17 protein-coding genes are annotated in these 24,321 nt (G+C 40.6%); 15 read left to right on the top strand and 2 right to left on the bottom strand.

The window, feature by feature from the left end; genetic code table 11:
* The first annotated feature begins 294 nt into the window (after window positions 1-294).
* From IM797_RS14385 to IM797_RS14320, 14 genes are all read left to right on the top strand, one after another.
* Window positions 295-3,381, top strand: coding sequence for a SusC/RagA family TonB-linked outer membrane protein (locus IM797_RS14385; protein WP_194127843.1), 3,087 nt, complete (start codon window positions 295-297; stop codon window positions 3,379-3,381).
* Window positions 3,382-3,390: 9 nt separating this feature from the next.
* Window positions 3,391-4,998: a SusD/RagB family nutrient-binding outer membrane lipoprotein gene (locus IM797_RS14380; RefSeq protein ID WP_194127842.1), complete on the top strand. Its 1,608-nt coding sequence runs from the start codon at window positions 3,391-3,393 to the stop codon at window positions 4,996-4,998.
* Window positions 4,999-5,023: 25 nt separating this feature from the next.
* Entirely contained in the window at window positions 5,024-5,818 is a 795-nt protein-coding gene (locus IM797_RS14375; protein WP_194127841.1) for a DUF4397 domain-containing protein, read from the top strand.
* A 278-nt stretch (window positions 5,819-6,096) separates the two neighbouring features.
* The gene (locus IM797_RS14370; protein ID WP_194127840.1) at window positions 6,097-9,117 is read left to right on the top strand and encodes a SusC/RagA family TonB-linked outer membrane protein; all 3,021 of its coding nucleotides are present in this window, start codon (window positions 6,097-6,099) and stop codon (window positions 9,115-9,117) included.
* A gap of 10 nt (window positions 9,118-9,127) precedes the next feature.
* Window positions 9,128-10,657 carry a SusD/RagB family nutrient-binding outer membrane lipoprotein gene (locus IM797_RS14365; RefSeq protein ID WP_194127838.1) on the top strand — a complete coding sequence of 510 codons (1,530 nt, stop codon included), beginning with the start codon at window positions 9,128-9,130 and terminating at the stop codon, window positions 10,655-10,657.
* A gap of 55 nt (window positions 10,658-10,712) precedes the next feature.
* A complete protein-coding gene (locus IM797_RS14360) occupies window positions 10,713-11,435 on the top strand; it encodes a hypothetical protein (RefSeq protein WP_228098866.1) in 723 nt (240 codons plus the stop codon).
* A gap of 4 nt (window positions 11,436-11,439) precedes the next feature.
* Window positions 11,440-13,053: a PKD domain-containing protein gene (locus IM797_RS14355; RefSeq protein ID WP_194127837.1), complete on the top strand. Its 1,614-nt coding sequence runs from the start codon at window positions 11,440-11,442 to the stop codon at window positions 13,051-13,053.
* Between the two features lie 53 nt (window positions 13,054-13,106).
* A complete protein-coding gene (locus IM797_RS14350; protein ID WP_194127835.1) occupies window positions 13,107-14,147 on the top strand; it encodes a glycosyl hydrolase family 18 protein in 1,041 nt (346 codons plus the stop codon).
* Window positions 14,148-14,282: 135 nt separating this feature from the next.
* Window positions 14,283-17,333 (top strand): SusC/RagA family TonB-linked outer membrane protein, encoded by a 3,051-nt coding sequence (locus IM797_RS14345; RefSeq protein ID WP_194127834.1) that lies wholly within the window; start codon window positions 14,283-14,285, stop codon window positions 17,331-17,333.
* Window positions 17,334-17,337: 4 nt separating this feature from the next.
* Complete coding sequence (locus tag IM797_RS14340; RefSeq protein ID WP_194127833.1) at window positions 17,338-18,804, top strand: SusD/RagB family nutrient-binding outer membrane lipoprotein; 1,467 nt, start codon at window positions 17,338-17,340, stop codon at window positions 18,802-18,804.
* An 11-nt stretch (window positions 18,805-18,815) separates the two neighbouring features.
* Window positions 18,816-19,265 (top strand): hypothetical protein, encoded by a 450-nt coding sequence (locus IM797_RS14335; RefSeq protein ID WP_194127832.1) that lies wholly within the window; start codon window positions 18,816-18,818, stop codon window positions 19,263-19,265.
* A gap of 74 nt (window positions 19,266-19,339) precedes the next feature.
* Window positions 19,340-20,014: an N-acetylmuramoyl-L-alanine amidase gene (locus tag IM797_RS14330; RefSeq protein WP_194127831.1), complete on the top strand. Its 675-nt coding sequence runs from the start codon at window positions 19,340-19,342 to the stop codon at window positions 20,012-20,014.
* Window positions 20,015-20,049: 35 nt separating this feature from the next.
* Window positions 20,050-20,265 carry a hypothetical protein gene (locus IM797_RS14325; RefSeq protein ID WP_194127830.1) on the top strand — a complete coding sequence of 72 codons (216 nt, stop codon included), beginning with the start codon at window positions 20,050-20,052 and terminating at the stop codon, window positions 20,263-20,265.
* A 94-nt stretch (window positions 20,266-20,359) separates the two neighbouring features.
* Complete coding sequence (locus IM797_RS14320) at window positions 20,360-22,063, top strand: S41 family peptidase (RefSeq protein WP_194127828.1); 1,704 nt, start codon at window positions 20,360-20,362, stop codon at window positions 22,061-22,063.
* A gap of 8 nt (window positions 22,064-22,071) precedes the next feature.
* Here the strand turns inward: IM797_RS14320 and IM797_RS14315 are convergent, their stop codons facing one another.
* Both IM797_RS14315 and IM797_RS14310 read right to left on the bottom strand, forming a co-directional pair.
* Window positions 22,072-22,401: a 2Fe-2S iron-sulfur cluster-binding protein gene (locus IM797_RS14315; protein ID WP_194127826.1), complete on the bottom strand. Its 330-nt coding sequence runs from the start codon at window positions 22,399-22,401 to the stop codon at window positions 22,072-22,074.
* Window positions 22,402-22,403: 2 nt separating this feature from the next.
* Entirely contained in the window at window positions 22,404-23,414 is a 1,011-nt protein-coding gene (locus IM797_RS14310; protein ID WP_194127825.1) for an NAD(P)/FAD-dependent oxidoreductase, read from the bottom strand.
* A gap of 130 nt (window positions 23,415-23,544) precedes the next feature.
* Between IM797_RS14310 and IM797_RS14305 the strand changes: the two genes are divergently transcribed.
* The gene (locus IM797_RS14305) at window positions 23,545-24,291 is read left to right on the top strand and encodes a UDP-2,3-diacylglucosamine diphosphatase (RefSeq protein ID WP_194127824.1); all 747 of its coding nucleotides are present in this window, start codon (window positions 23,545-23,547) and stop codon (window positions 24,289-24,291) included.
* Window positions 24,292-24,321: the final 30 nt, after the last annotated feature.

The raw sequence follows: 24,321 nt of genomic DNA, 5'->3' as shown, positions 1-24,321 counted from the left end.
AATCAAGATGCGGTATTTTGCGCATTGATGCGGGAGTTTGTGTGTGTTGAAAATAAATTTGTTGGACTTGTGCATTTATTACGAGATTTATTTAGGATATTTAATTGTTGTTAATAAATAATGCTGTTTATTGCAGTTTTATTTTATTTGCCATAGTATTTGCCGTTATCCTATTTTCTGAAGTGATTCCATTTTTTGTTTGCTGTTGCCCCTGTATAGCTTAACCAAACCAACAAGACCCAAAATAATAACCAACACAACTAACAACTTAATCTTAACCAAAAAGGCGTTTTTATGAAAAAAAAGCTACTCCTACTTACTTTAGGCAGTCTCCTGCTGTTTGCAAATGTTTTTGCGCAGCAGAAAGTGATTGCTGGTAAAGTATCCTCTTCAGATGATGGGCTCGGCATACCTGGAGCATCTGTTAAAATTAAGGGTGCTAAAATAGCTACCCAAACAAACACTTCTGGAATGTATTCTATTCAGGCTAAAGCGGGGGATATCCTTGTTTTTAGTTTTATTGGCATGCTTTCCCAGGAATTGACTGTGGGTAACTCCACTACAATCAATGTTTCTTTAAAACCAGATAATAAATCTCTGAATGAAGTTGTAGTCACAGCTTATGGGATTGATCGGGATAAAAAGAGTCTGGGGTATTCTACTCCAGTTGTGAAGGGAGATGAAGTAAGTGAAACTCAAAGGAATGATTTTTTTGGTGGTCTGCAAGGACGGGTTCCAGGGCTTTCAATCAATAGCACCAATGGTAACCCAGGGGCTTCTGCTCAGATTGTATTGAGAGGCTTTGTTTCAATCAGTGGAGACAATAATGCATTGATTGTTATCGATGGGGTTCCTATTAACAACAGTACGCTCAATGAAACGAGGGAGCTTGTGACTGGTGCGGCAAATCAAGATCGGGACTACTCCAACCGTGGTATGGATATTAATCCTAATGATATCGAAACATATACCATTATGAAAGGTCCGGAAGCAACAGCGTTATATGGTAATGCAGGTGCTAGTGGTGCCATATTGATCACGACTAAGAAAGGTAAAGCCGGAAAGGGTAGTATTAGCTATAATAATTCTTTTCGGGTTGAAAAAGTATATAAATTTCCAGAGATACAACAGGTCTATAATTCTGGTACAAATGGCGTGTTTGATGGTACTGTTACTACATTCAATGGGCCGCCCTTTGCTCGGGGTACAAAAATCTATGACAATATCAAGGAATTTTTTCAGACAGGATTTTCTCAAAAACACAATTTAGCTTTTGAAGGTGGAACTGATAAATTTACTTATCGTTGGTCTAATGAATTTACGGATACTAAAGGTACTGTCCCTACAAGTGGTTATACCCGTTTCTCATCCCGTTTAACGGGTGTAGGTACAATTTCTCCTATATTGAAGTTGACCTCGACTTTTAATTATCTAAATTCTTCTAATGATAAAGTTAGTAAGGGGCCTAATGGTTTTCTTGTAGAGCTAATGAGATTCAGCTCTGAATTTGATATTCGTAATTATCAGGATGCAAAAGGCAATCGCTTGTTGCATACTTCCAGTATTTATGGTGAGTTTGATAACCCGCTTTGGGATGTAAATAAGAATATCAGTAATGATAAAACAAATCGGATGATTGCCAGCACGAATTTGGAATTAACACCGTTAAAATGGCTTCGTATAAATGGAATATTAGGCGCGGACATTGCAAATACAAAAGGGCTGCAGGTTTATCATGCCCAATCTTATAAAGGATCTGGCTCTTCGACCGCTCCCACGGGTGGAAGGGTTGTTACCTATAGCCAGTTGGCTAAAGTGATCAGCGGGTCCTTGACTGCCGTTGCTAGGCAAAAATTGGGTGATTTTAACAATACCTATATTCTCGGAGCTTCTTTTAATGATTTTAATTCCGCCACGGATTCTCAACTGGGTACAAACATGTATGACCCGAATTTTTATAGTATTAATAATACGCTGCCTACTACGCAAAGAACTCTAACTTATGTAAACCGGTACCGAAATGTTGGCGCTTTTGCTCAGGCTGTTCTCGGTTATAAAACTTTACTTTATCTGACCCTTTCCGGACGTGTCGATGGTGCTTCCAGATTGATGCCAAATAATCCTTATTTTGCTTATCCCTCAGTGAGTTTGGCATTTAATTTTACGGATTTGGAATCTGTGAAGGAAAGTATGCCATGGTTGAATTCTGGTAAACTTCGTAGTTCTTATGCCCTGACAGGAAAAGAGCCTTGGCGAGAATATTCTACTGGAACAAATTATGTAGCCTCCAAAGCGACTGGTGGTGGTTTCGCTTATTCTTATTATGGTGGTAATCCAGATCTTAAGCCTGAGCATACAGAAAATTTTGAAATTGGTACGGAGCTTCATTTTCTTGATAGTAGGTTAGGTTTGGATTTTAATTATTATAATCTTTTGAGTAAAGATCAAATCATTAATCCAAGACTTAGTTATGGACGAGGATTTGTACTTGAAATGAGGAATGGGGGAACAGTTAGAAATCGGGGTATCGAAATTCAGCTTACTGGTGCTGCAATCAGACAGCAATCTTTAGGATGGGATATCACAGCGAATTTTACGCACAATAAAGGAACCGTTCTATCTTTATCTGATGATTTGCCTGAGCTGTATGAATCTGATACCCAGTTGGTAGGTGGGGTTCGTACTGCTGTACATCCAGGTGCGAGTACAGCGGCTTTAAGTGGTACTCGTTTTGAACGCAATGATAGAGGTGATTTACTGATTAGCCCACTCAATGGTTTACCAACAACATCAGATACCGAGTATTATCCTATTGGGGATAGAACGCCTAAGTTTACTTTAGGTTTAAACAATAGGTTTAGATTTAAAGGCTGGTCATTCTCATTTTTATGGGATCTTCGTTACGGAGGGGATGTGCTTAATGCATCCGAATATGTTGCATTTACGAGAGGCATCAGTCTTAAAACGCTGGACCGCGAAACGCCAAGGATAATAACAGGAGTTTTAAAAGATGGATTGGAGAATACGCGTAATCCTACCCGAAATACTATTGCTGTAACACCTTATTCTGCTTCTGTTTATTATACGACTAATGTCTCTCCTGAAATGTTTATTGAAAAGAATATTAAAACTTTGAGGCTTAGAGATATCACGCTCAGTTACGATTTTCCACCATCGTTTATGAAGCGAATCAAATTTGCGCAGGGACTAGGTGCTTTTGTTACTGTAACAGATGCGGTGATGTTTAGCAATTATTCTGGTGGAGATCCTGAAAGTAATTCAAATACCCCTGGCGTAGGCGGGGTAGGAGGTTATGGTATAGACTATGGAAACGTAGGTAAACCAATAGGAGTGAATTTGGGCTTGAGGATAAAATTATAAAGAAAGATCATGAAATATATATATAAAATAGTAGTGCTACTGGTTGTAGCGATGATTTTTGGAGGATGTAAGAAATATCTGGATATTAATACCAATCCTACAGTTCCACAGGTTACAAAAGCGGAATTTTTACTCCCGCCGATTATTTATCAGATGACAAATGGAACCGCACAGGATTATCGGTTTATTTGGAAGGTTACCCAGGATATGGGAGGAACCTCTGCGCTTGCAGGGCCATTAATTTGGGAGCAACATGGCTTTCCATCAACTAGTGACAATGGTGGAGTTATCTGGAGGATGACCTATGTAGATCTTGGACTCAATCTGGAAAACATGATTAATGATGGAATTGCGAATGAAAAATACGAGTATGTAGCTATAGGTTATGCAATTAAAGCCTGGGCGTATCAGTTGACGACAGATCTGCATGGTCCCATTATTTTGGACGAAGCTTTCACACCAGGAATGCTCAGGTTTCCTTACCACGATCAACCAGATGTTTATGCTAAGGTTCGTGAATATGGCGCGCTATCACTGAAATACTTAAATATGACTAGTCCAATGAGTTATGCCGCAGTTTTAGCAAGTGTCTCTGGAGACAATATTTATAAAGGAGATAAGGCTAAATGGAGAAAGTTTATATACGCACTATATGCACTTCAATATAGTCATTTAAGAAATAAGGCGCAATTCAAAACCAATTACGCGGATAGTGTAGTTAAGTATGTCGACCTTTCCTTTGTTGATGAATCAGAGTCTGCAACAGTTAATTTTACGGCTACAAGTGCTGATGATTCAAACCCGCTTGGTCCTCAGTTTGGTTATTTAAGTGCCAATACCACTTATTATGGCCGACCTACTACTCAAATTTTGAAATACCTGACAGGTGGTGTCAGAGGGACGGCAACTCCTGATCCAAAGACATCTATTGATCCGAGATTAAGTAGAATGTTACCTGCAAGTACTGCTACGGCAACTTTAGGAGTTTATCAGGGTATTCAACCAACGCATGGTAGCAATACAACTTCTGTTCCGATCGTATATGGTGCGATACCAGCTGGCTCTACAACTTATAATGGTAAATATATTTTTGCCGATGCTGCACGCTATCCGTTGATGACTTATAGTCAATTGCAATTTGCTAAATCAGAAGCTTTATTTGTCAAAGGGAATACTACAGATGCTTATGCAGCTTATGTAAAAGGTATCAGAGCGCACATGGATTTTTGTAATCGTTATGGTCGTGCGTCTAAGACACCTGATGTAGCGATCTCCGATCCTGAGATTAATGCTTATATGGCTTCGACCGAGGTTGCTCAAAATGCAGGTGCTTTAACTATAGCAGATATTATGGGCCAAAAATATATTGCGCAATGGGGTTGGGCAGGCCTTGAGCAGTGGTGCGATATCAGAAAATATCATTATGATCCATTGGTTTATAGAAACTATTATCAGTTGACAGGGGCAGAAATTGCTACGACAAATGGTGGAAAATATGCTTATCGGTTTAGGCCGCGTTACAATTCTGAATATGTATGGAATACCGAAGAGTTAGCTAAATGGGGTGGTTTGAATTTAAATTACATGACTCAGGAGTTGTGGTTTAGTCAGCCTTAATTATTAACAATTAAAAAGAAACATTATGAAAATATTTTCAGCTTTATCAATATGCGCCTTGTTATTTGTAATAATTAGCTGCAATAAAAATGTATTGGATTACGGTGATGTAGAGAAGCTTGGTTCGGATCAGGCTTTGTTAAAGATTAATTATGTATCTGCTTATGCGAATAACCGTAGCGTTGCATTTAAAATAAATGATGTCCGCGTAAGTAACGTTGTGACCTGGCGGACACCTTTCCCGGGTGGAGGATATAACACTGGGGGAGGTTCTGGACCTGATTTTATGGCAGTAAATCCAGGAACAGTAAAGTTGTCAGTGATCGTTCCTTTTAAGAAGGATAATGGATTGGATTCTTTGGAGTTGTATTCTACTAACCTGCAACTGGTTGCTGGAAAGAATTATGTAGCTCATATTGCAGATACGACAAGTAGTACAAAGACATTTTTAACAGAAGAAAACTTTGTGAGACCAGACACTTCATACTGTCGCTATCGTTTCGTAAATCTGATACCTAATGTTGCTGCGGTAGATCTTTATTATGGGACAAGTGCAACCGATCAAACCAAGGATACTTTACTTGCAGGGAACATTAGCTATCTAAATATCTCGAATGAGATAAAATTAAAAAGTGCACAATCCAAAACCTGGAAAATAAGAACAGCTGGAGCGGCAATTACATCTGCAACCATATTAGCAAGTTATACGAGCACGAGTCTGTTCCTGAATCAGCGTGTGTATACAGCTTTTGCCTGTGGGTATAATGGGAAGACCGCAAATGCACAGAAACCCTACCTTTCCTTCTTTCTTATAAGGTAGTTGCAAACTTTGATTTAAAAAAAAAACCATCTGAATTATCAGGTGGTTTTTTTTTAACCAAGGTTTTTGAAACGTTGATTTTAGGTGTGTTTTTTTTTGCGTGTTTTTGCGGTACTTTTTTGATTGTAATTTTTTTGTTGCGGCTTTTCTGCGTTTTTAAGTATTTAATATTGCAAATAGCTATTGTTATTTCATTTTTTTGCGTTATTTTGCGTCTTTAGCTGCGTGGATAACCGACTAACAAACAATAACTTATTTATTTAACCAAATTAGCTTTTATGAAAAGAAAATTACTCATGCTGTTCTTGAGTACGTTTTTGCTGGTTGCCCATGCTATGGCACAGCAAATAACAGTTACGGGAAAGGTGACCTCTGCCGATGATCGCCTGGGGGTTCCCGGAGCTTCAGTCAAGATTAAAGGTGCAGCGTCTGCTACGCAGACAAATGTTGATGGTGCATATTCCATCAAAGCTTCAAAGGGTGATGTATTGGTTTTCTCATACATCGGTTTTGTAAGCCAGGAAAAAACAGTTGCCGATGCTGCTGTGCTAAATGTTGTTTTGGCAACGGACTCTAAAGCATTAAGTGAGGTTGTTGTAACTGCTTTAGGCATTGAACGTAACAAAAGAACACTAACTTATTCCGTTCAGACTGTTAAGGGAGACGATTTAAGGAATTCAAACCAATCTAACCTGATCAATGCTTTGCAAGGGCAGGTTGCTGGTGCTCAGATCAGTTCGTCCGGGGGCTCACCTGGGCTTCCTTCTGAAATTATTTTGAGGGGATCTACTACACTTTCGGGCGATAATCAGCCTTTGATGATTGTGGATGGTATCCGTGTAAACAACAATTCTGCTAATGGAACAGTAAACCGTTTGGCCGATTTTAACCCGGAAGATATTGAAAATGTATCCATTCTTAAAGGAGCAGCAGCAGCAGCACTTTATGGTATTGATGCTGCTTCAGGAGCAATTATCATCACGACAAAACAGGGTAAAGCCGGAACGTTGCAGGTTAGTGGATCTTATAAGTCCTTCCTGGAAACTATGGGAAGAACCCCAAGGCAACAGGGAATTTATACTGTGGGTACAGGTGGCGTTTACGATGCTTCGTCTGCAAGCTCATGGGGAAGGAAATTCCGTTATGATGAGAAAATATACAATAACATTGACCGCTTCTTTGAAACCGCCATTACACACGATGTAAACGTAAATGTAAATGGTGGTTCTGAAAAGCTGAATTATTATGTTTCAGGTGGTTACCGTAATGGAGGCTCCATGGTTCCGAATACCAATCAGGAAAAAATTAACCTCCTGATGAAAGGTACGGCTAAACTAAGTTCTAAAATCGAGCTGACCACATCAGCAAACTACATCAAAAACAACATCCAGGAGGGACTGGGCGGAGCTTCAGAAGGTGGCTGGATCAATAGCATTTTGAGGTACCCAAGGATGAATGATATTCTGGAATATCAAAAGCCAAACGGAGAGCCTTTGTACTCTTATGTGGAAGCAGGAAAAGAAAGAGAAGCCAGGATATCTCCAATGTGGGGTGTGATGAGAAACCCAAGGAATAACGATGTGGAACGCTTCCTGGTTAACAACAACCTGGTGTATAAGGCCAATGACTGGATTACACTGAATTACAGATTGGGGCAGGATTATACCAATTCAAAATATAGAATTGTAACCACTCCGGGAACGCCAGGTAGTAATTTTGGCGGATCGGTAACTGAAAATAACGGGGTGACAAAATTCGTGACTTCGAATTTTACCTCAACATTTGATAAGAAATTTTTAGAAGATTTCCGGGCAACTTTAATCGCTGGTTTTAGCAGTGAATACTACGACAACAAGTCGCTTTCTTACACTGCTGATAACTTTTTAGTTGGTGACATCTTCTCTCCAAACGTAGTGAATAAAGAAAACCTGGCTTTAACCGAAAGTTGGCTGCGCAGACAACGCTATGCTGTTTTTGGCGACTTAAAACTGGAATATAAAAACCTTGTAGCTATAGGTATAACCGGGCGTAACGACTGGACGTCTACACTGCCTTCAAATGCGCGTACCTTCTACTCACCTTCTTACTCAGCCAGTTTCTCTTTTTCTGAACTGTTCGAAAACAAAGACTCCTGGTTTGGAAAATTAAGAGGTAGTTATGCCCGCGTAGGTAAGGATGCACCAATTTACCGTACCAATACCAATCTGGTTTCTTCACTAACAGTAGGTGGAGGTTTTGTGACCAGTGCAACCGGAGGAAATCCAAACCTTGGTCCGGAAACTACAGAAGAATTTGAAATGGGTACAGAATTAAGCTTCTTCAAAAGAAGGTTGAATTTTGACATTGCCTATTACCAGCGTAAAAGCTTAAACATGATCATGACACCAAGGGTTCCTTTGCCTTCGGGGTATGTAATCATGACCTTCAATGCAGGATCTTTGCGCAACCGCGGAGTAGAGTTTTCTGTAACTGGCACACCGGTTAAAACCGATGATTTTACTTGGACATCAACATTGAATGCCTGGAAAAACACGTCCAAAATGCTGCAATTTGCGGGTGATATCGTGACTTTTAAGTATACCAATGCACAATTAAATGCAGGTGTTGCTGCTACTTCATTAAACGAACCTGTTTTGGGAATTGTAGGGTCTGATTATAAAAGAAATGAAGATGGATACATCGTGGTAGATAAAAATGGGTACCCTGTTTTAGATAACAACAACAAAGAAAGATACATTGGTAACCGTGAGCCGGAATTCAATATTGGCTTTATCAATAATTTCAAATACAAGCAATTTAACCTGTCCTTTTTATGGGATTTCAGAATTGGTGGTGACATTCTGAATGCGAGTCGCCAGGGGATGATGGCCAATGGTATCGCTTATGATATCGGCCAGTGGAGAGATAAGGAATTTGTTTTCAATGGGGTAGTTCAGCAAGATGATGGTACCTATATTAAAAACAATAAGAAGGTAGTTTTGGATTATAGCTATTTTGCCAATAACTATTATTCTGTAGGAACCAACTTCGTAGAAAAAGTGAATTGGGCAAGGGTTAGGTACATCACTTTAGGCTACCAGTTGCCTAAAACAATCGCTTCTAAATTGGGCTTTAAAAACTTAGGCCTTGAGCTGGCTGCACAAAATCCATTTGTGATTACCAATTACTCGGGCGGTGACCCTGAGGTAAATAGTGCCGGTCCGAATGCGGGTGGTTCTGGTGCAAGTACAATGGGAGTTGATAATGGTGCGATCCCATTGCCACGCTCATTCTCTTTGGGTATTAATGTGACGCTTTAAGACTTATCATATGAAAACGATTATAAAAAATATAACATTTGCACTCGTAATTATTTGCGCATGCTCTTGTAAGAAACTGGATTTAAACGTAAACCCGGTGGCACCGGTTACGGTTCCGTCTAAACAACGTTTACCTGCGATTGAAGCAAATCTGGCCTATTCGCTATATTCACAAGCCAGGTTTGGCGCTTATCACAGTTATTATTTTACCACCAGGGCTGGAAATAGCAACGCCATAACAGATACCTGGAATTACAACAGCATCACCCGTATGGGTGCCTGGAGATGGCATTATTTTGATGTCGGATCAAATGTAAATGGCATGGTTACCCGGGCAACGGAAGAAGGATCTAATAACTATATTGGTGTAGGTAAGATTATTCTGGCCATGAGTTACCTTTCTGCCACGGATGTTTTTGGCGACATGCCTTTTAAAGAAGCTTATACTGGTACTTTTAACCCAGTGTATGATACCCAGGAAGAAGTGCTTGCGGGAGTTGAAAAACTTTTAGATGAAGGTGTGGCCGAACTGGGCAAGGTTACCGATCAGGCCCTGAGTATGGATGCTACATCTGATTTGATCTATAAAGGAAATCTGGAGAGCTGGAGAGCCTTTGCGAAAGCGGTTAGAGTGAGACTTAAACTGCGTACCGTAAATTTTAAAGGTGGAAATCAGGAATTGTTAACTTTGGTTAATGATGCACTTTTAAAATTTGAAGATGCCCTATTCCGGTATCCGAAAGGAAGTACATCCAACTGGACCCACAATACCTGGGGACCAAATCCGCCAACTGCTGCCGACGCTTTTCAATTTGCAGACATCAAAAACGATTTGGTAAATACATTGCCTACAGATGTATTGATGAAAGCATTGACGGTTGTTGACGGTACCACGCCTGTTTATGATCCCCGGTTATTTAAGCTGACAACACCTGGTGAAAACAACAAATACCTTGGTGCAAAAATGTCAGAAGGAGACAAAGCCAGCAATTTGCCTTCCAATACAACTTATAAAGATTTCGCTAACCTTCAGAACGGCTATTGGACAGCTGACGATTCTCCTTATCCGATCATCATTAAAGAAGAATTACTTTTTGTAAAAGCAGAAACACAGTTTTACCTGAACGACTTGCAGGGTGCATTGACTACCTATCAGCAAGCGATAAGACTGAATATGGAACGTTTAGGTGTAGCTGAAGGACAAATCATCAGTTATTTAGGTTCGGCCAAAGTAGCGCAGAATAGTGCTGCCCTTAAAATATCTGACATCATGATGCAGAAATACATTGCTTTGTATATTCAGGCAGAGACCTGGTCTGACATGAGGAGGTATGGGTACAGTAAAAATGCATATCCTGATCTTTACTATCCAAAATACGCCCTGGCAGAATGGGGTGGTAAATACATACAACGCTTCCCTTATGATCCACAAACAGAGTATGTGTATAATCCTAAAGAGATTGACCGTTTGGGCGCAAGAGTTCGGAACTGGGCATTTAAACCGGTATGGTGGGTAGATAATTCGACTTTAAAAAATTAATACGATGAGAACTAGTTTGAAAATATACCTGGGGTTTATAATCATGTGCATGTTTATGATATCCTGTAAAAAAAACGATCCGATTGCAGAATTGGGCGATACAAACAACGAGTTTGCCAGTCAGCTTCGGGTTACTTATAACAATACCAAGCCTGCTATAGGTGATACGCTGATCGTATCCGCTTCAACCTGGCAAAGGGATGATAAATTTCAGAAAGTAGCGATTTACGAAACACTTGTAGAGTCTTTTGGAATCGATATGACCTTAACCAATGGAACGCGGGTTTTGACAACCACTGCAGACGAATCCACAATTATGGTTGTGGATACCATTTCCAATAAAAATGTGTTGTTGGAAGTACAGGCTGCTGATCTGGATAAATATTGGGTAACATCTTCCAATAACTATGTGGTTAATTACAGCTACATGGTTAAAGTCAAAGATGGCAAATACGCGAATGACATTACGCTAATAGATAAGATCTCTGAAGCGAATTTCGGTTCCCTGAAGAGTATTTTGTCTTATTCAATCAGCAAAAGTGATTATTTATTGCTGTTTGCCAGTGCACCCGCTACAGATTTTTCAACCTCTGGAGCCTACGTACTTTCCACTGCTGGTATGACCAATTTAAAACAAAATTTAACGCGGGCTAAGCTTAAAACTATTGTGAAAGCAATTAAAAAAATAGCCAGCTATAACCTGACCATTGATGTGGCATCTGTGACACCAACAAATACGACCACAGCAGCTACCCGGACATTTGATATCAAACTATAAGATCATGAAGAAATTGACATTTATATTCGCTTTGATTGGCCTTATGTTTTTGGGCTGTTCAAAAGACGAAATTACCAGTATTGGTCAGCAGGGAAATTACCTGGCCAACTTTGATTTCCCAAATGGGGAGCTCACCGCACCTGCAAAGGTCATTTTAACCAACCGTTCAAAGAATGCAGATAAATTCCATTGGGAATTTGCTGGGGGTAAAACTTTAAATAAAAGTGGAATAAGCGATGTGGCTGAATCTGAAAAAATGGTGCCTGATACCATTTTATACGAACTGCCAGGAACGTATACTGTAAAATTGACGAGCTGGCAGGGCGATAAAAAAGAGGAGGTTAGTAAAACGATCGTACTTAAAAAAATGACGCCTAAAATTGTCGTTCCGGAGAACATTGCGGTATTTCAGGATGCAAAGTTTGACGTTAAAGCATTCGTTTATCCTGGTAAGGATGTGAAATATGCCTGGGATTTTGGCGATGCCGGAACATCTACCCTGAAAAGCCCTACCGTACAATTCAAGACAGAGGGTGCGCATGTGGTTAAATTAAAAGTGAGTGATGGTGTAGATGATCTGGCTGTAGAAGTTACGGTTCAGGTTAAGGGCGAATTGGCTAAAACCATTTATTTTACAGACGTCATTACCAAGAAAATTTATAAGTATAAATTGACAACCTTATCGCCTTCTGTACCGGTTTACGTGGGCATCGCTACCGGAGTAAGCCCGTTGGGCCTATCCGTAGTCGGTAGCAAAGTCTATTACAGTGAAGCCGGACTTGGCCTGAGGTTTAGTTCTGGTGACGCTGCTCTTGGAGATGGGTATTTAAAGTCCTTCAATCTAGATGGAAGCGGAGAGAATTTAATTACTAAAAACCTTTCAGGAAATGGATACAATTCCGATCCATGGATGCACATGGTTGATAAAGATGGTAACATCTGGTGGACTTCCAGAAATAATGGGGTTTATGTGATCAATTCGACAACTTCAGAAGCAACTTATCCTGCATTTAAATTTAGAGGCGGCGGTACTGGATTTGGAACAACATCTTTCTACAGTGGAATTAAAGAAGTAAACGATGAAATCTGGGTTTCCTTCACAGGAACAGCAGGGTTAGGCATACAGCGCTTTACCAAAGCTGGTGTATTTATCGAAGTGATGCCTGGTGCCATTAAAAACCATGGTATCAGACAATTTGTAATAGATCCGGTAAATAAATACATCTATTTTGCCATCAATAAATCTGCAACATTAGCACCGGGAATTTATCGTTCAGATATGTCTGGTAATAACATTGTGGCCATTTACAATGACGCTGCTGTAATGGGCTTTACCACAACAACAGCCTTTAGTGATCAGGGGTACACAGGTGGTCTTACTGACGAAACAATCTTTGTGACGGGAATGGATATCGATGTGGATGAAACCGGCAAAGGTTACTTGTATTTTGGTTACCGGAATAGGGCCGATTCTAATGGCGCCAATGCACCGCAGACTGTGGGTTCTGGTTCTAAATCGGGTATTCTACGCTATAAATTAGATGGGACACAGCCTGTAGACTTCTTGTTGAAAGGTTATGCGCCTTATGGCTTGGCAATAGATCAGGTTAAACGATAATATTTAATAACACCTGTCCGGGCTTAGCCCGGATGGGTTAATGGTAAGAGATTATGAAAAAGTTTTTGATTTTAAGTATAGTTGTGGCTGCTGCTTTTGCCTCTTGTACTAAGGAGATTGCAAAAGTACCCGATGGTTATGGCGCAAAGGAATTTGTGAAACCAACTACGCCTTATGTGGCAGATGTGTCCTTTAAAAAAGTGAGTTATTTTCCAAGTTATCGTTTTATCAGCGACATTGATACAACCTCCTTAGATGATTTAACGCATGTGATTTTTTCTTTTTTAAAGCCCCGTGCTGACGGGACACTGGTTTTAGACGATTCAAAAGAGAACGTTAAAACGGTAATGAGCTTAGTGAAAAGGCACAACTGCAAAATGATCATTGCATTAAACGGAGACAATAAGATCTATACTACACTACTTTCCAATCCGCAATCCAAACAATTGCTGATTAAAAATATTGTTGCCTATGCGGTTGAAAATCAGTATGACGGCGTAGATATGGATTGGGAGTATCCAAGTGCAAGTAAAGGTAGTGATGTTACTTTTGGCCTTTTCATGAAGGACTTGTCCAATGAATTGCATAGCTGGCATAAAACTTTAAGTATGGCTGTCACTGCAGGTGTATATGCAGGTCCGGTAAAGGATGGCATTAATCAGGATGCCATAGATGCCTGTGATTTCGTAAATCTGATGGCTTATGATGGAATCGGAGCTGACGCTGCCGCACCTGCTGATCATTCCGCTTATACATTTGCAGAAAAGGTACTGGATGTTTGGTTGACACAAAAGAATTTACCTAAAGAAAAAACTGTACTTGGTTTGCCTGCCTATGGTAAGGGAAGAGAAAAACCTGATGCTGCTGATAAGGCATTGCCATTTAAAGATCTGCTTAAAGCCGGAGCTGATCCCAAAGGATCTCAGTTTGTCGTATCTGGAATCACCTATTACTACAATGGAATCCCGTTGATCGAAAAAAAGACAGCCTTGGCTAAGGCAAGAGGTAATGGAATTATGTTTTGGGAACTTAGCCAGGATGTGGCCGGTGCAAGTTCTTTGATTAAAGCTGCCAATCAGGCACTTTCAAAATAAATATAATTCTTAAAAAACAATTAAAACATCTTGGGCAACCAAGGTGTTTTAATTGTTTTAAAACTTTGTGTTTTTTGTCAATATTTTGATTTTAGACACAATTTTTTTTCAATAATTATTAACTAATTCCTTACTATGAAAAGAAAACTACTATTGTTATTCTTGGGGCTTTTTATCATGGCTGCCCAGGCTATGGCCCAGAAAGTAACGGTTACCGGAAAGGTAACTTCATCAGATGACGGTATGCCGATACCGGGCGTGTCCGTGAAAATTAAATCTTCAACCGTGGTTGTACAATCAAATACAGATGGATTGTATACTATACAAGCGGCTCCTGCCGATGTATTGGTGTTCTCTTACATTGGTATGAAGGCTGAAGAAAGAACCATTGGAACCAATAAAACAATTAATGTGGCCCTGGCTTCCGATTCTAAAAACCTGCAGGAAGTGGTGGTAACTGCATTGGGTATTAAACAGCAAAAACGGGCACTTGGGTATGCTGCTCAGGAAATCAAAGCAGAGGATATCACCAATACCAACCAGTCCAATTTGTTAAATGCCATCAAGGGGAAGGCTTCAGGCGTGCAGATTACCAGTGTGGGTGGTGCTGCTGGAGCAGGATCAAGAATCCAGATCAGGGGTGTCAACTCATTGAATCCTACTGCGGACAACCAGCCTCTATTTGTAGTAGATGGTATTCCGATATCTAACAATACAGACCAGATTGCCGTCAACAACGATAATTTCCAAAATACCAATCGTGCTGCAGATATTAATCCGGAGGATATTGAGACCATGACGATCTTAAAAGGGCCTGCCGCTTCTGTGCTTTATGGTTTACGTGCGGCAAATGGTGCGGTAGTAATTACCACCAAATCGGGGAAATCCGGGAAGCCCTCATTTAGCTTTAAAAGCTCGGTTAGTTTTGATGATGTGGTAAAAACGCCCGACATCCAGACCAGCTATGGCAATGGGAATGGAGGGGCTTATGTGCCCAGCGTAAATAGTTTCGGACCTAAAATAGAACCTGGAACTCCGGTATACAATCCCTACGACTTATTCTTTAAGACCGGCCATCAAACACAAAACTCATTCACGTTTAGTGGTGGTAATGAGAATGCAACCTATTTTACCTCTATTGCCAATTCTGAACAAAACGGCGTTGTGCCCAATTCAGACTATGGGAAAACATCGATCCGCTTGTCAGGAACCTTAAAGGCGTCAGATAAGTTCAAATTTGAAGGTTCAGCGAATTACATCAATTCTGGGGGCCGGAACCCAAGAACAGGTATTGTTTCGGGAACCATATTTTACCTGATGCGTCAAACCAACACTGTAGACCCTAGGGATTATTTAAACCCTGATGGTACCCAGAAAACATACAATGCCTCTATTGATAACCCTTTTTATTTTACTGAAAATGCTTTCATGAAGGATAATGTGAACCGGATTATTGGTAACCTTGGTGCAGAGTACAAGGCGAACGACTGGCTGACATTCAATTATAAAATTGGTATGGACAACTATACCGATTTTAGACAGATCTTTAGTGAAAAAGGTCTGTTGATTAGTGCGAGTACATTGGGATCTATGACCGAACAGCGGATCAGTTATAATGAGATTAACTCTAATTTCTTCGCCAGGGCAAGTAAGCAATTTGGAGAAAAATGGAATGGATCCTTCCTGCTTGGACATTCTTACACGCATATAGATCGCACCAATTTATCGGTTGTAGGAACTCAGGCAGTGGTGCCCAACGTAGAGAGTATCAATAACTATAATGTGTATACTACAAACACTTATCCTGGCAAAAAGAACATCATTGGGCTTTTTGGCGATTTAAGTCTGAGCTATGACAACACCGTGTTCTTGAGTGTGACAGGTCGTAATGACTGGTCATCAACCCTGCCGCAAAGCAACCGCTCTTTTTTCTATCCTTCGGCCAGTTTATCGTACGTGTTTACCGAAACTCTAGGTTTACAGGAAAATCCGATATTCAGTTATGGCAAGTTGCGGGCCTCTTATGCTGAGGTAGGTAAAGATGCAGATCCTTACCAGATAGGTATGTATTATTCTACTTTGCCATCTTTTAATGCTGTAAGTGGAGTTAGACGTGACATCAAAATCGGTTCTGAAGAATTGCGGCCAGAAAGAACAAAAGGTTTGGAGTTTGGTGGAGAGTTCCGCTTTTTCAAAAGCCGGATTACCCTGGATGCCAATTATGCGATCCTGAATAGTATAGATCAGATTGTGCCTGTGCCTATTAGCTATGCTTCTGGATACGATGTGTTTTTAACTAATGCAGGTAAAATCCGGAATAAATCCCTGGAGTTTTTACTGAATGCAACAGTAGTTCAAAATGACCGTTTTAAATGGGATATCAATGCAAACTGGTCGCAAACCAAGGGGAGGGTTTTGAGTATGCCTCCAGGAGTAAGCGAAATTCAATTCAACCCGGAGAGTCCATGGGTTAAACAAATCATCAAAACCGGGGGCAGACCTGGCGATTGGTACGGCTGGCCGTATACCCGGGTTACCGACGGAAGTGCTAACCAGGGACAACTCATCATTGGTGCCGATGGATTTCCGATCATTCCACAGCCTTTATCTAATAATTACCTGATCGGCAATGCTTATCCGGACTGGACTGGTGGTTTGGGAAGTACCTTAACTTATAAAGATTTTACCTTCTCATTCATGTTTAATTTCAGGAAAGGTGGGGATGTGTTTGATATTCCAAGAACCCAACGTTTTTCTACCGGGATAGGTGCTGAAACTGAAATCAGAGACGTAATGGTAGTTTTCAAAGGTGTTAAAAATACGGGAACAGCTGATGCCCCGATCTATGTGCCTAACGATAAACAAGTGTTGATCGATCAGAATTTTTATACCGCTAGTTTCCCTTATAAGCTGGCTCCAGAAAATAATGGATTTCAGGATGCTTCCTGGATTCGCTTGCAGAATGTCTCACTAGCCTATAGTCTGCCAAAGGTTTGGTTAAATAAGTCCTTTATTAAATCGGCCTCGGTTTCTGTAACAGCCAATAATCTTTGGTTAAGTACATCCTTTGTCGGATTTGACCCTGAGGCAAGTGCTTATGGATCCGGTTCTAATTCGGTGGGTTATGTTGGATCCGGTGTTCCCTCTACAAGAAGTATTTATGTAGGATTAAATGTTAATTTCTAAAGCTATGAAGAACTTAAAATATAAAATTTTCACTTTATCCATGCTGCTTTTGGTTGCGGGTGTATCCTGCAAAAAGCAATTGGATATCAATAATGATCCCTCAAAACTGACACCGGACCAAGTGGCTTTATCGGGGTTATTGCCTTCAACCATACAGTTTACCGCAACCTCGTTTTTTAATGTGGGGCAATATGGAAATTCTTATCCGCAGTATCTTGCGGGAAGTAATACTTATGAAGCAAACATAGACTCCTACAATCCTTATGGTTTTGATAACATCTGGGAATCTGCTTACCGGGATGCCATGCCGAATTTAAAGGATATGATAGACCGCGCGACTACAGCCGGGGCACCTCAATATGCTGGCATTGGTAAACTTTTGCTGGCTTTGAACTTAATGCAGTCTACAGATGTATGGGGTGATTTACCTTATAAAAACGCGTTTAAAGGGCCGTCAGTACCTAGTCCGACTTACGATACCCAGCAAGACATTTATACTACTTCTTTAAAGGAATTACTTGATGGTGCAATAGCTGATTTGCAACAACCGGTTCCGGCTTCTACCACTTTACAGGTGGGCAGCACAGATCTGATTTATGCGGGTGTAATTGACAATTGGAAAAGAGCAGCATATGGCGCCCGCGCCCGTTATTATTTACATTTATCGGTTAAAGATCCTTCTAATGCAGCTAAAGCCGTGGCTGATGCAAATAATGCATTGAACGATAGGACCGGAGCTTTTGACTTGCAGTTGAAATACACAGCAGATAAGCCTAGTCCATGGTATACCAATTTAGGTTTACCTGCTGCGACGGCCAAACAACACAGGCCTTCTTATTTTATCGTTAACCTGATGAATGGAACAGGTTACTATCCAGGTCTGATTGATCCCAGGCTGCCAAAGCTATTTGACAACAATGGTGCTGCTACTTATGTGGGTAGACCGGTAGGGGCAATTAGTACAGATCCTGGCGTAAGTCTGACCAATACTCAGATCACGGAAAAAACCTATTATGCAGCCAAAACTTCCCCCGTACCAATCCTGACTTACTCAGAGGTTCAATTTATCAAAGCAGAATCATTACTTGCTACTGATAAGCCGGGTGCTTATGCGGCTTATTTGGAAGGGATTAGGAGTAATATGGTTAAGCTCGGGGTGGCAACTGCTGATATTGATGCTTATACCGGAACGGGATCTCCATTAATTGCTAAAGGAGCAGCAAATTTGACAATTACAGATGTTATGCTTCAAAAGTACATCGCACAATTTTTACAAATGGAAACCTGGACAGACATGCGCAGGTATCAATACAGTACAACGGTATATCCTGGTTTTAAAGCTCCGCTTAAAGATCTCTTAGGTGCTAATGTACTTGTTCAGCGCGGAAAATATCCGGATAATGAACCTGGTAGAAATCCGAATGTTCCACAGGTTGCCAATCAGGCAGTAAAACTATGGTTGTTTAACTAAATACGAATGACATGAAAAAGAATATTTCTCTATATGTATCCGGACTTTTTACACTTGCAGCTTTGTTTTCTGCCTGCAAGAAAAATGCCCCAGATCAGTTCCTAAAAGATAACATTACCATTATCGGTAAAGTCCCGGTAATTGCAACTTTTACTGTAGCTCCCCCACAAACTACCAATGTAGCATCTGGAACTCCAGTGAAACTGGACTTACGCTACTGGTCTGATGATGAAATTAATCTCATCAATTTGAGAGCTACAGTAGGTACGGGTGCTCAGGCATTGGTATCCACAACGCCTTATAAAAAAGCATATTCAAGCGTGAGCAGAACAGATTCCTTGTTGCTGTCCTATCCTGTACCCTCAGGTTTGGCCACAGGAACATCAATCGCGATGGAGGTAGAAGTGGTTAACAAGAATACCTTAACTAAAAAATTGGTGCTGACACTAAAAGTTCAATAGCTTAATTTTTCACTACTTTTGAAATCGGGTATTCATCATTTATGAGTACCCGATTTTAATTTTATCTCTATCTAATGAAGTCCGAAAGATTCATATTTATACTGTTTTGGCTATGCTCATTGTTCTCAGTAGCATTTGCGCAAAAGAAATACCCCGTTATCGACAGACCCATCATTTTTGATGCAGAAAGAAAACAGTTGTCTCTGGAATATCTATACAAACGACACGGTTTAAAACAAACCGAGCCATCCATTAAGCCTGTAATGGTAGTTTTGCACTGGACAGAGATTCCATCTATAGAAACAACCTTCAAGGTCTTCAACCGTTCTACTATCCCAGGGTCCCGTAAGGAACTGACTTCTGCCAGTGCATTGAACGTGTCATCACAATACATGGTAGATCGGGACGGAACCATTTACAGGCTGTTGCCGGATACCGTATTTGCAAGGCATGTGATTGGCCTAAATTACTGTGCCATCGGGGTTGAGAATATTGGTGGCAGCAATAGTCCTTTAACCCAGGCGCAACTGGAAGCCAATGAGCAATTGATTAGGGAACTAAAGAGCAAGTATCCGATAGCATATGTCATTGGGCATTACGAGTATACCCGCTTCAAAAATACCCCTTTATGGAAAGAGGCTGATCCAAATTACCAGACCAGCAAGACCGATCCTGGAAAGTTATTTATGCAAAAAATCAGGGCCCGTATTGAAGATCTGCATATAAAAGGTGCTCCGGCAAACAAATAAGATTTATCCTATTACAATTATTTATATTTTTGCGTATGGCAAATTTTACATTGACTCCTGAAACTGCAGAAAAAGTTAAGATCAAATTTTTAAGAAAGTACCGTGAACTGGCACAATTGGATATTCCTTTTACTCCGGGGCAGGAAGACCAATTGGTACAACAATTAATGGATCTGGTTAAAAGAGACCGTGATTACGTAGAATTTACCATCAAAAAGGCTCTGGCTGATCCGGACGGAAATCGTCTTTAAATCCTGAGGGTTTTGATATACAGGGCTTTTTTGTACATTTAGCTTCATCTGTTTATTTCTGTCGGAAATAAGCAGCAAACAAGATGTTAGTCCGATGAAAATATATAAAATTGCTGCGGCATGCCTGCTCCTTGCATTTGCTACCCTAAGCTGGTCTTTTAGAGAAGATCTGTTCCTGGTGTCAAAAAACCTCGATATTTTTGCTTCTCTTTACAAAGAGATCAACATCAATTATGTAGAAGAAACCAATCCTTCTGATCTGATGCGAAATGGCATTGATGCCATGCTTGATGGTCTGGATCCTTATACCGAATACGTACCTGAGTCGGAAATAGAAGATTATAAGCTGAAGTATGTGAGTACCCAATACGGGGGAATTGGTGCCAGCACGTTATTTATCGAAGGTAAACTTTTTGTGAATGAAGTTACAGAAGGTTATCCTGCCGATAAAGATGGTGTTAAGCCTGGAGACCAGGTCGTAAAAATCAACAATACAGATGTTAAAGGAAAAGAACGGGCCCAGATCAGTCAGTTACTGAGGGGGCCAAAAGGTTCCGCTGTTGAGTTGCTGATCATCAGAGATGGTGCTGTCATCACTAAAAAACTGGTTCGTGAAGAAATCAAACAGCCAAACGTACCTTATTCCGGAATGACAGATGATCACATTGCTTACATCCGTCTGGATAAATTTCTGGAGAATTCTGCCCAGGAAGTAAAAGATGCAGCAGTGAATCTGAATAAGCAAAATCCCAAGGGCATGGTGCTTGATTTAAGATATAACGGTGGTGGTATTTTGCAGGAAGCCGTTAAAATTGTCAACTTATTTGTAGATCAGGATGTATTGGTTGTTACCCAAAAAGGACGCAATCCACAAAAGACGGTAAGCTATAAAACCCTGGCCCAGCCCCTTCTTCCAAACATACCCCTGGTTGTGCTCATTAGCGGCTCATCGGCTTCGGCGTCAGAGATTGTAGCCGGTTCATTGCAGGACCTTGACCGGGCCATTATTGTCGGTCAGCGCAGTTACGGCAAAGGCTTAGTTCAGCAAACCTTTAATCTGCCCTATAACAGCTTGGTTAAAGTCACCGTAGCCAAGTACTTCACACCCTCCGGAAGATGTATTCAGGCGCTTGATTATGCGCATAAAGACGCCAATGGCAAGACACTTAAGTTCGCAGATTCTTTGATGAATAAGTTCAGCACAAAAAAAGGGCGTAACGTGTACGATGGAAATGGGGTATATCCTGATGTTTTTGTGACTGCAAATAAGCTCAGTCCGGTTACCATAACCCTCATGAATAAAAGCTTATTCTTTGACTATGCGAATACATACAAAAAAAACAACAAGACAATTGTGCCTGCAGCAGGCTTTCAGCTCAGCGATGCAGATTACACGCAGTATGTGAATTCCATAGTGGATAAAGATTACAGTTACGTTTCCAAAACAGAACGATTGCTTTCAGACCTGAGAGCAGAGGCTGAAAAAGAAAATAAGCTGGCCGCAGTGAAAGCGGATCTGGATGATTTGAAGCTAAAAATGCTGGGTGCTAAAAAAACAGACTTGATGGTTAATAAAACTGAAATCAAGCGTTTACTTGAAATGCAGATAGTAAGCAGGTATTATTACGATAAGGGTAAGGTAATTCAGGCCTTCCAGTACGACCAGGAATTGAATGCCGCGAAAGCGATTTTAAACAACAACAATAAAATGTTGGCTATTTTGAAAGGTGAAGGGGAGTATAAAACAATTGGCAGCCCGGTCAAAACCGCTGCTGCCAATCGTGCTATTGAGGATTAAATTTCGGGTTATTCTGCGTGGTGCAGTTTAACAACCAGTCCGTCCATTGCCGGGTTTAACTGTAGCTGACAAGCCAATCTGGAGTTTGGCAATACGTCAGGCAGGGTGTCCAGCATGGCGTATTCATCGTCAGTCATTTCGTTCAGCTTATCTTCGCCTTCCAGAACATCCACGCAGCAGGTAGCACACAATGCCATTCCACCACAAGTTGCCAGAATGTCGTATTCACAAGCTTTTAAGTATTCCATTAAACTCAATCCCATGTCAACAGGAGCCTCTAAAGTAGTGCGGCTGCCGTCAGGATTTTGCACATGTAAGGTGATGTTTTGTTCTTCCATTTTTAAAATTCAGTTACACCGTTAACTGTAGTATATTTCATGGTGTATTTAATGCCTGGGTTCATGTACTGGTAAGCACTGTGGCTCATCAGGGCTGCTTCGTGGAAACCACAAAGGATCAGTTTTAATTTATTTGTATAAGTATTGATATCGCCAATTGCATAAATACCAGGGATGTTGGTAGAATAGTCATCTGTATTTACTTCAATCGCACTTTTGCTGATGTTTAAGTTCCATTGTTCAATTGGACCTAATTTAGGGCTTAACCCAAATAATGGGATCAGGTGATCTGCTGCCACAACAGAGGTTTCCAGGCTGCGGTTATGTACAATTTCAACTTGCTCCAGTTTTCCGTTTCCGCTTACTGAATTTAAATTGCTGTTCAATACCAGGTTAATTTTTCCGCTTTCTGCTAAGGCCATTACTTTATTTACGGAGTCTGGTGCACCACGGAAACTTTCGCTTCTGTGAACCAGGGTCAACTCGTCAACAATATCTGCCAGGAAAATGGTCCAGTCTAAAGCGGAGTCACCACCGCCTGCAATCACCATTTTTTGTCCACGATATTTTTCAGGATCCAGGATCATGTAATTCACCCCCCTGCCATTTTCAAATTGCTCTAAACCAGCAACAGCAGGTTTTCTTGGCTCAAAACAGCCCAGTCCACCGGCAATCACCACTACTTTTGATTCTATGATGGTTCCCATGTTGGTGGTCAAAACGAAATCACCTTCACCGCGTTTTTCCAAACCTTCGATGCGCTCGCCTAAAGTAAAGCCAGGATGAAAAGGTTTAGCCTGTTCCATTAAATTATCGATCAGTTCCTGAGCTAAAACGGTAGGGTATCCTGGAATATCATAAATTGGTTTTTTAGGATATATCTCAGAAAGTTGTCCGCCAACTTGTGGTAAATAATCAATTAAATGACAACGCATTTTTAACAGTCCTGCTTCAAAAATTGCGAATAAACCTACGGGTCCGGCGCCAATGATGGCTATATCAGTAGAAATCATAGTTTAAAATTTGGTGCGAATTTACGAACTTTTGTTATTAATAACGATTCTATTTATAATATTCTATAAAGCCTGTAGATTTTATTTAAAAACTTTGCCTGATAATATTATTTATCTTTGTGCTGTACGCATGAGAAATAAGATATACTTCGCTTCAGATTTTCACCTGGGCTCTCCAAATTATGAAGAAAGCCGGAAACGTGAAAACCGCATTTTAAGATGGTTAAACGCCATAGAGCCCAGTTGTGCTGAACTTTTTTTAATGGGCGATATCTTTGATTTCTGGTTTGAATACCTGACGGTTATACCCAAAGGCTTTGTGCGTTTGCAAGGAAAACTTGCTGCCATGGCAGATGCTGGAATTAAGGTTTATTTTTTCAAAGGAAATCATGACATGTGGGTAAATGATTATTTTACGAAGGAACTGGGTATCGAAATTGTGAGCGATGAGCTCATCATTGAAAGAAACGGAAAAAGTTTCTTTTTACATCATGGTGACGGTTTAGGGCCGGGCGATAAAAAGTACAAACTCTTGCGTAAGATTTTTAGAAACCCGGTTTGTCAATGGTTATTTAGTTTAGTACCCCCGCGTATCGGCTTAGGAATTGCCAATGGCTGGTCGGGCCACAGTCGGGCTGCAGGAGCTAAGGAAGAAGTATTTGAAGGCGTGGATCGGGAGTGGCTGGCCATTTACGCAAAGGAGCAATTGCAAAAATCCCATTTTGATTATTTCGTCTTCGGACACAGGCATTTACCCTTAGATATTGAACTTAGTCAGCATAGCAAATACGTCAATCTGGGGGAGTGGATCAATTACAATTCCTATGCTGTATTTGATGGTAATGAATTAACGCTGAATTATTTCGAAAAGAATTAGTTGAAAAACTCTATTTTTGTTGTCCAAAAC

The organism is Pedobacter sp. MC2016-24 (assembly GCF_015223055.1).
Classification (GTDB): domain Bacteria; phylum Bacteroidota; class Bacteroidia; order Sphingobacteriales; family Sphingobacteriaceae; genus Pedobacter.
This window is presented reverse-complemented; position numbering and strand designations above follow the sequence as displayed.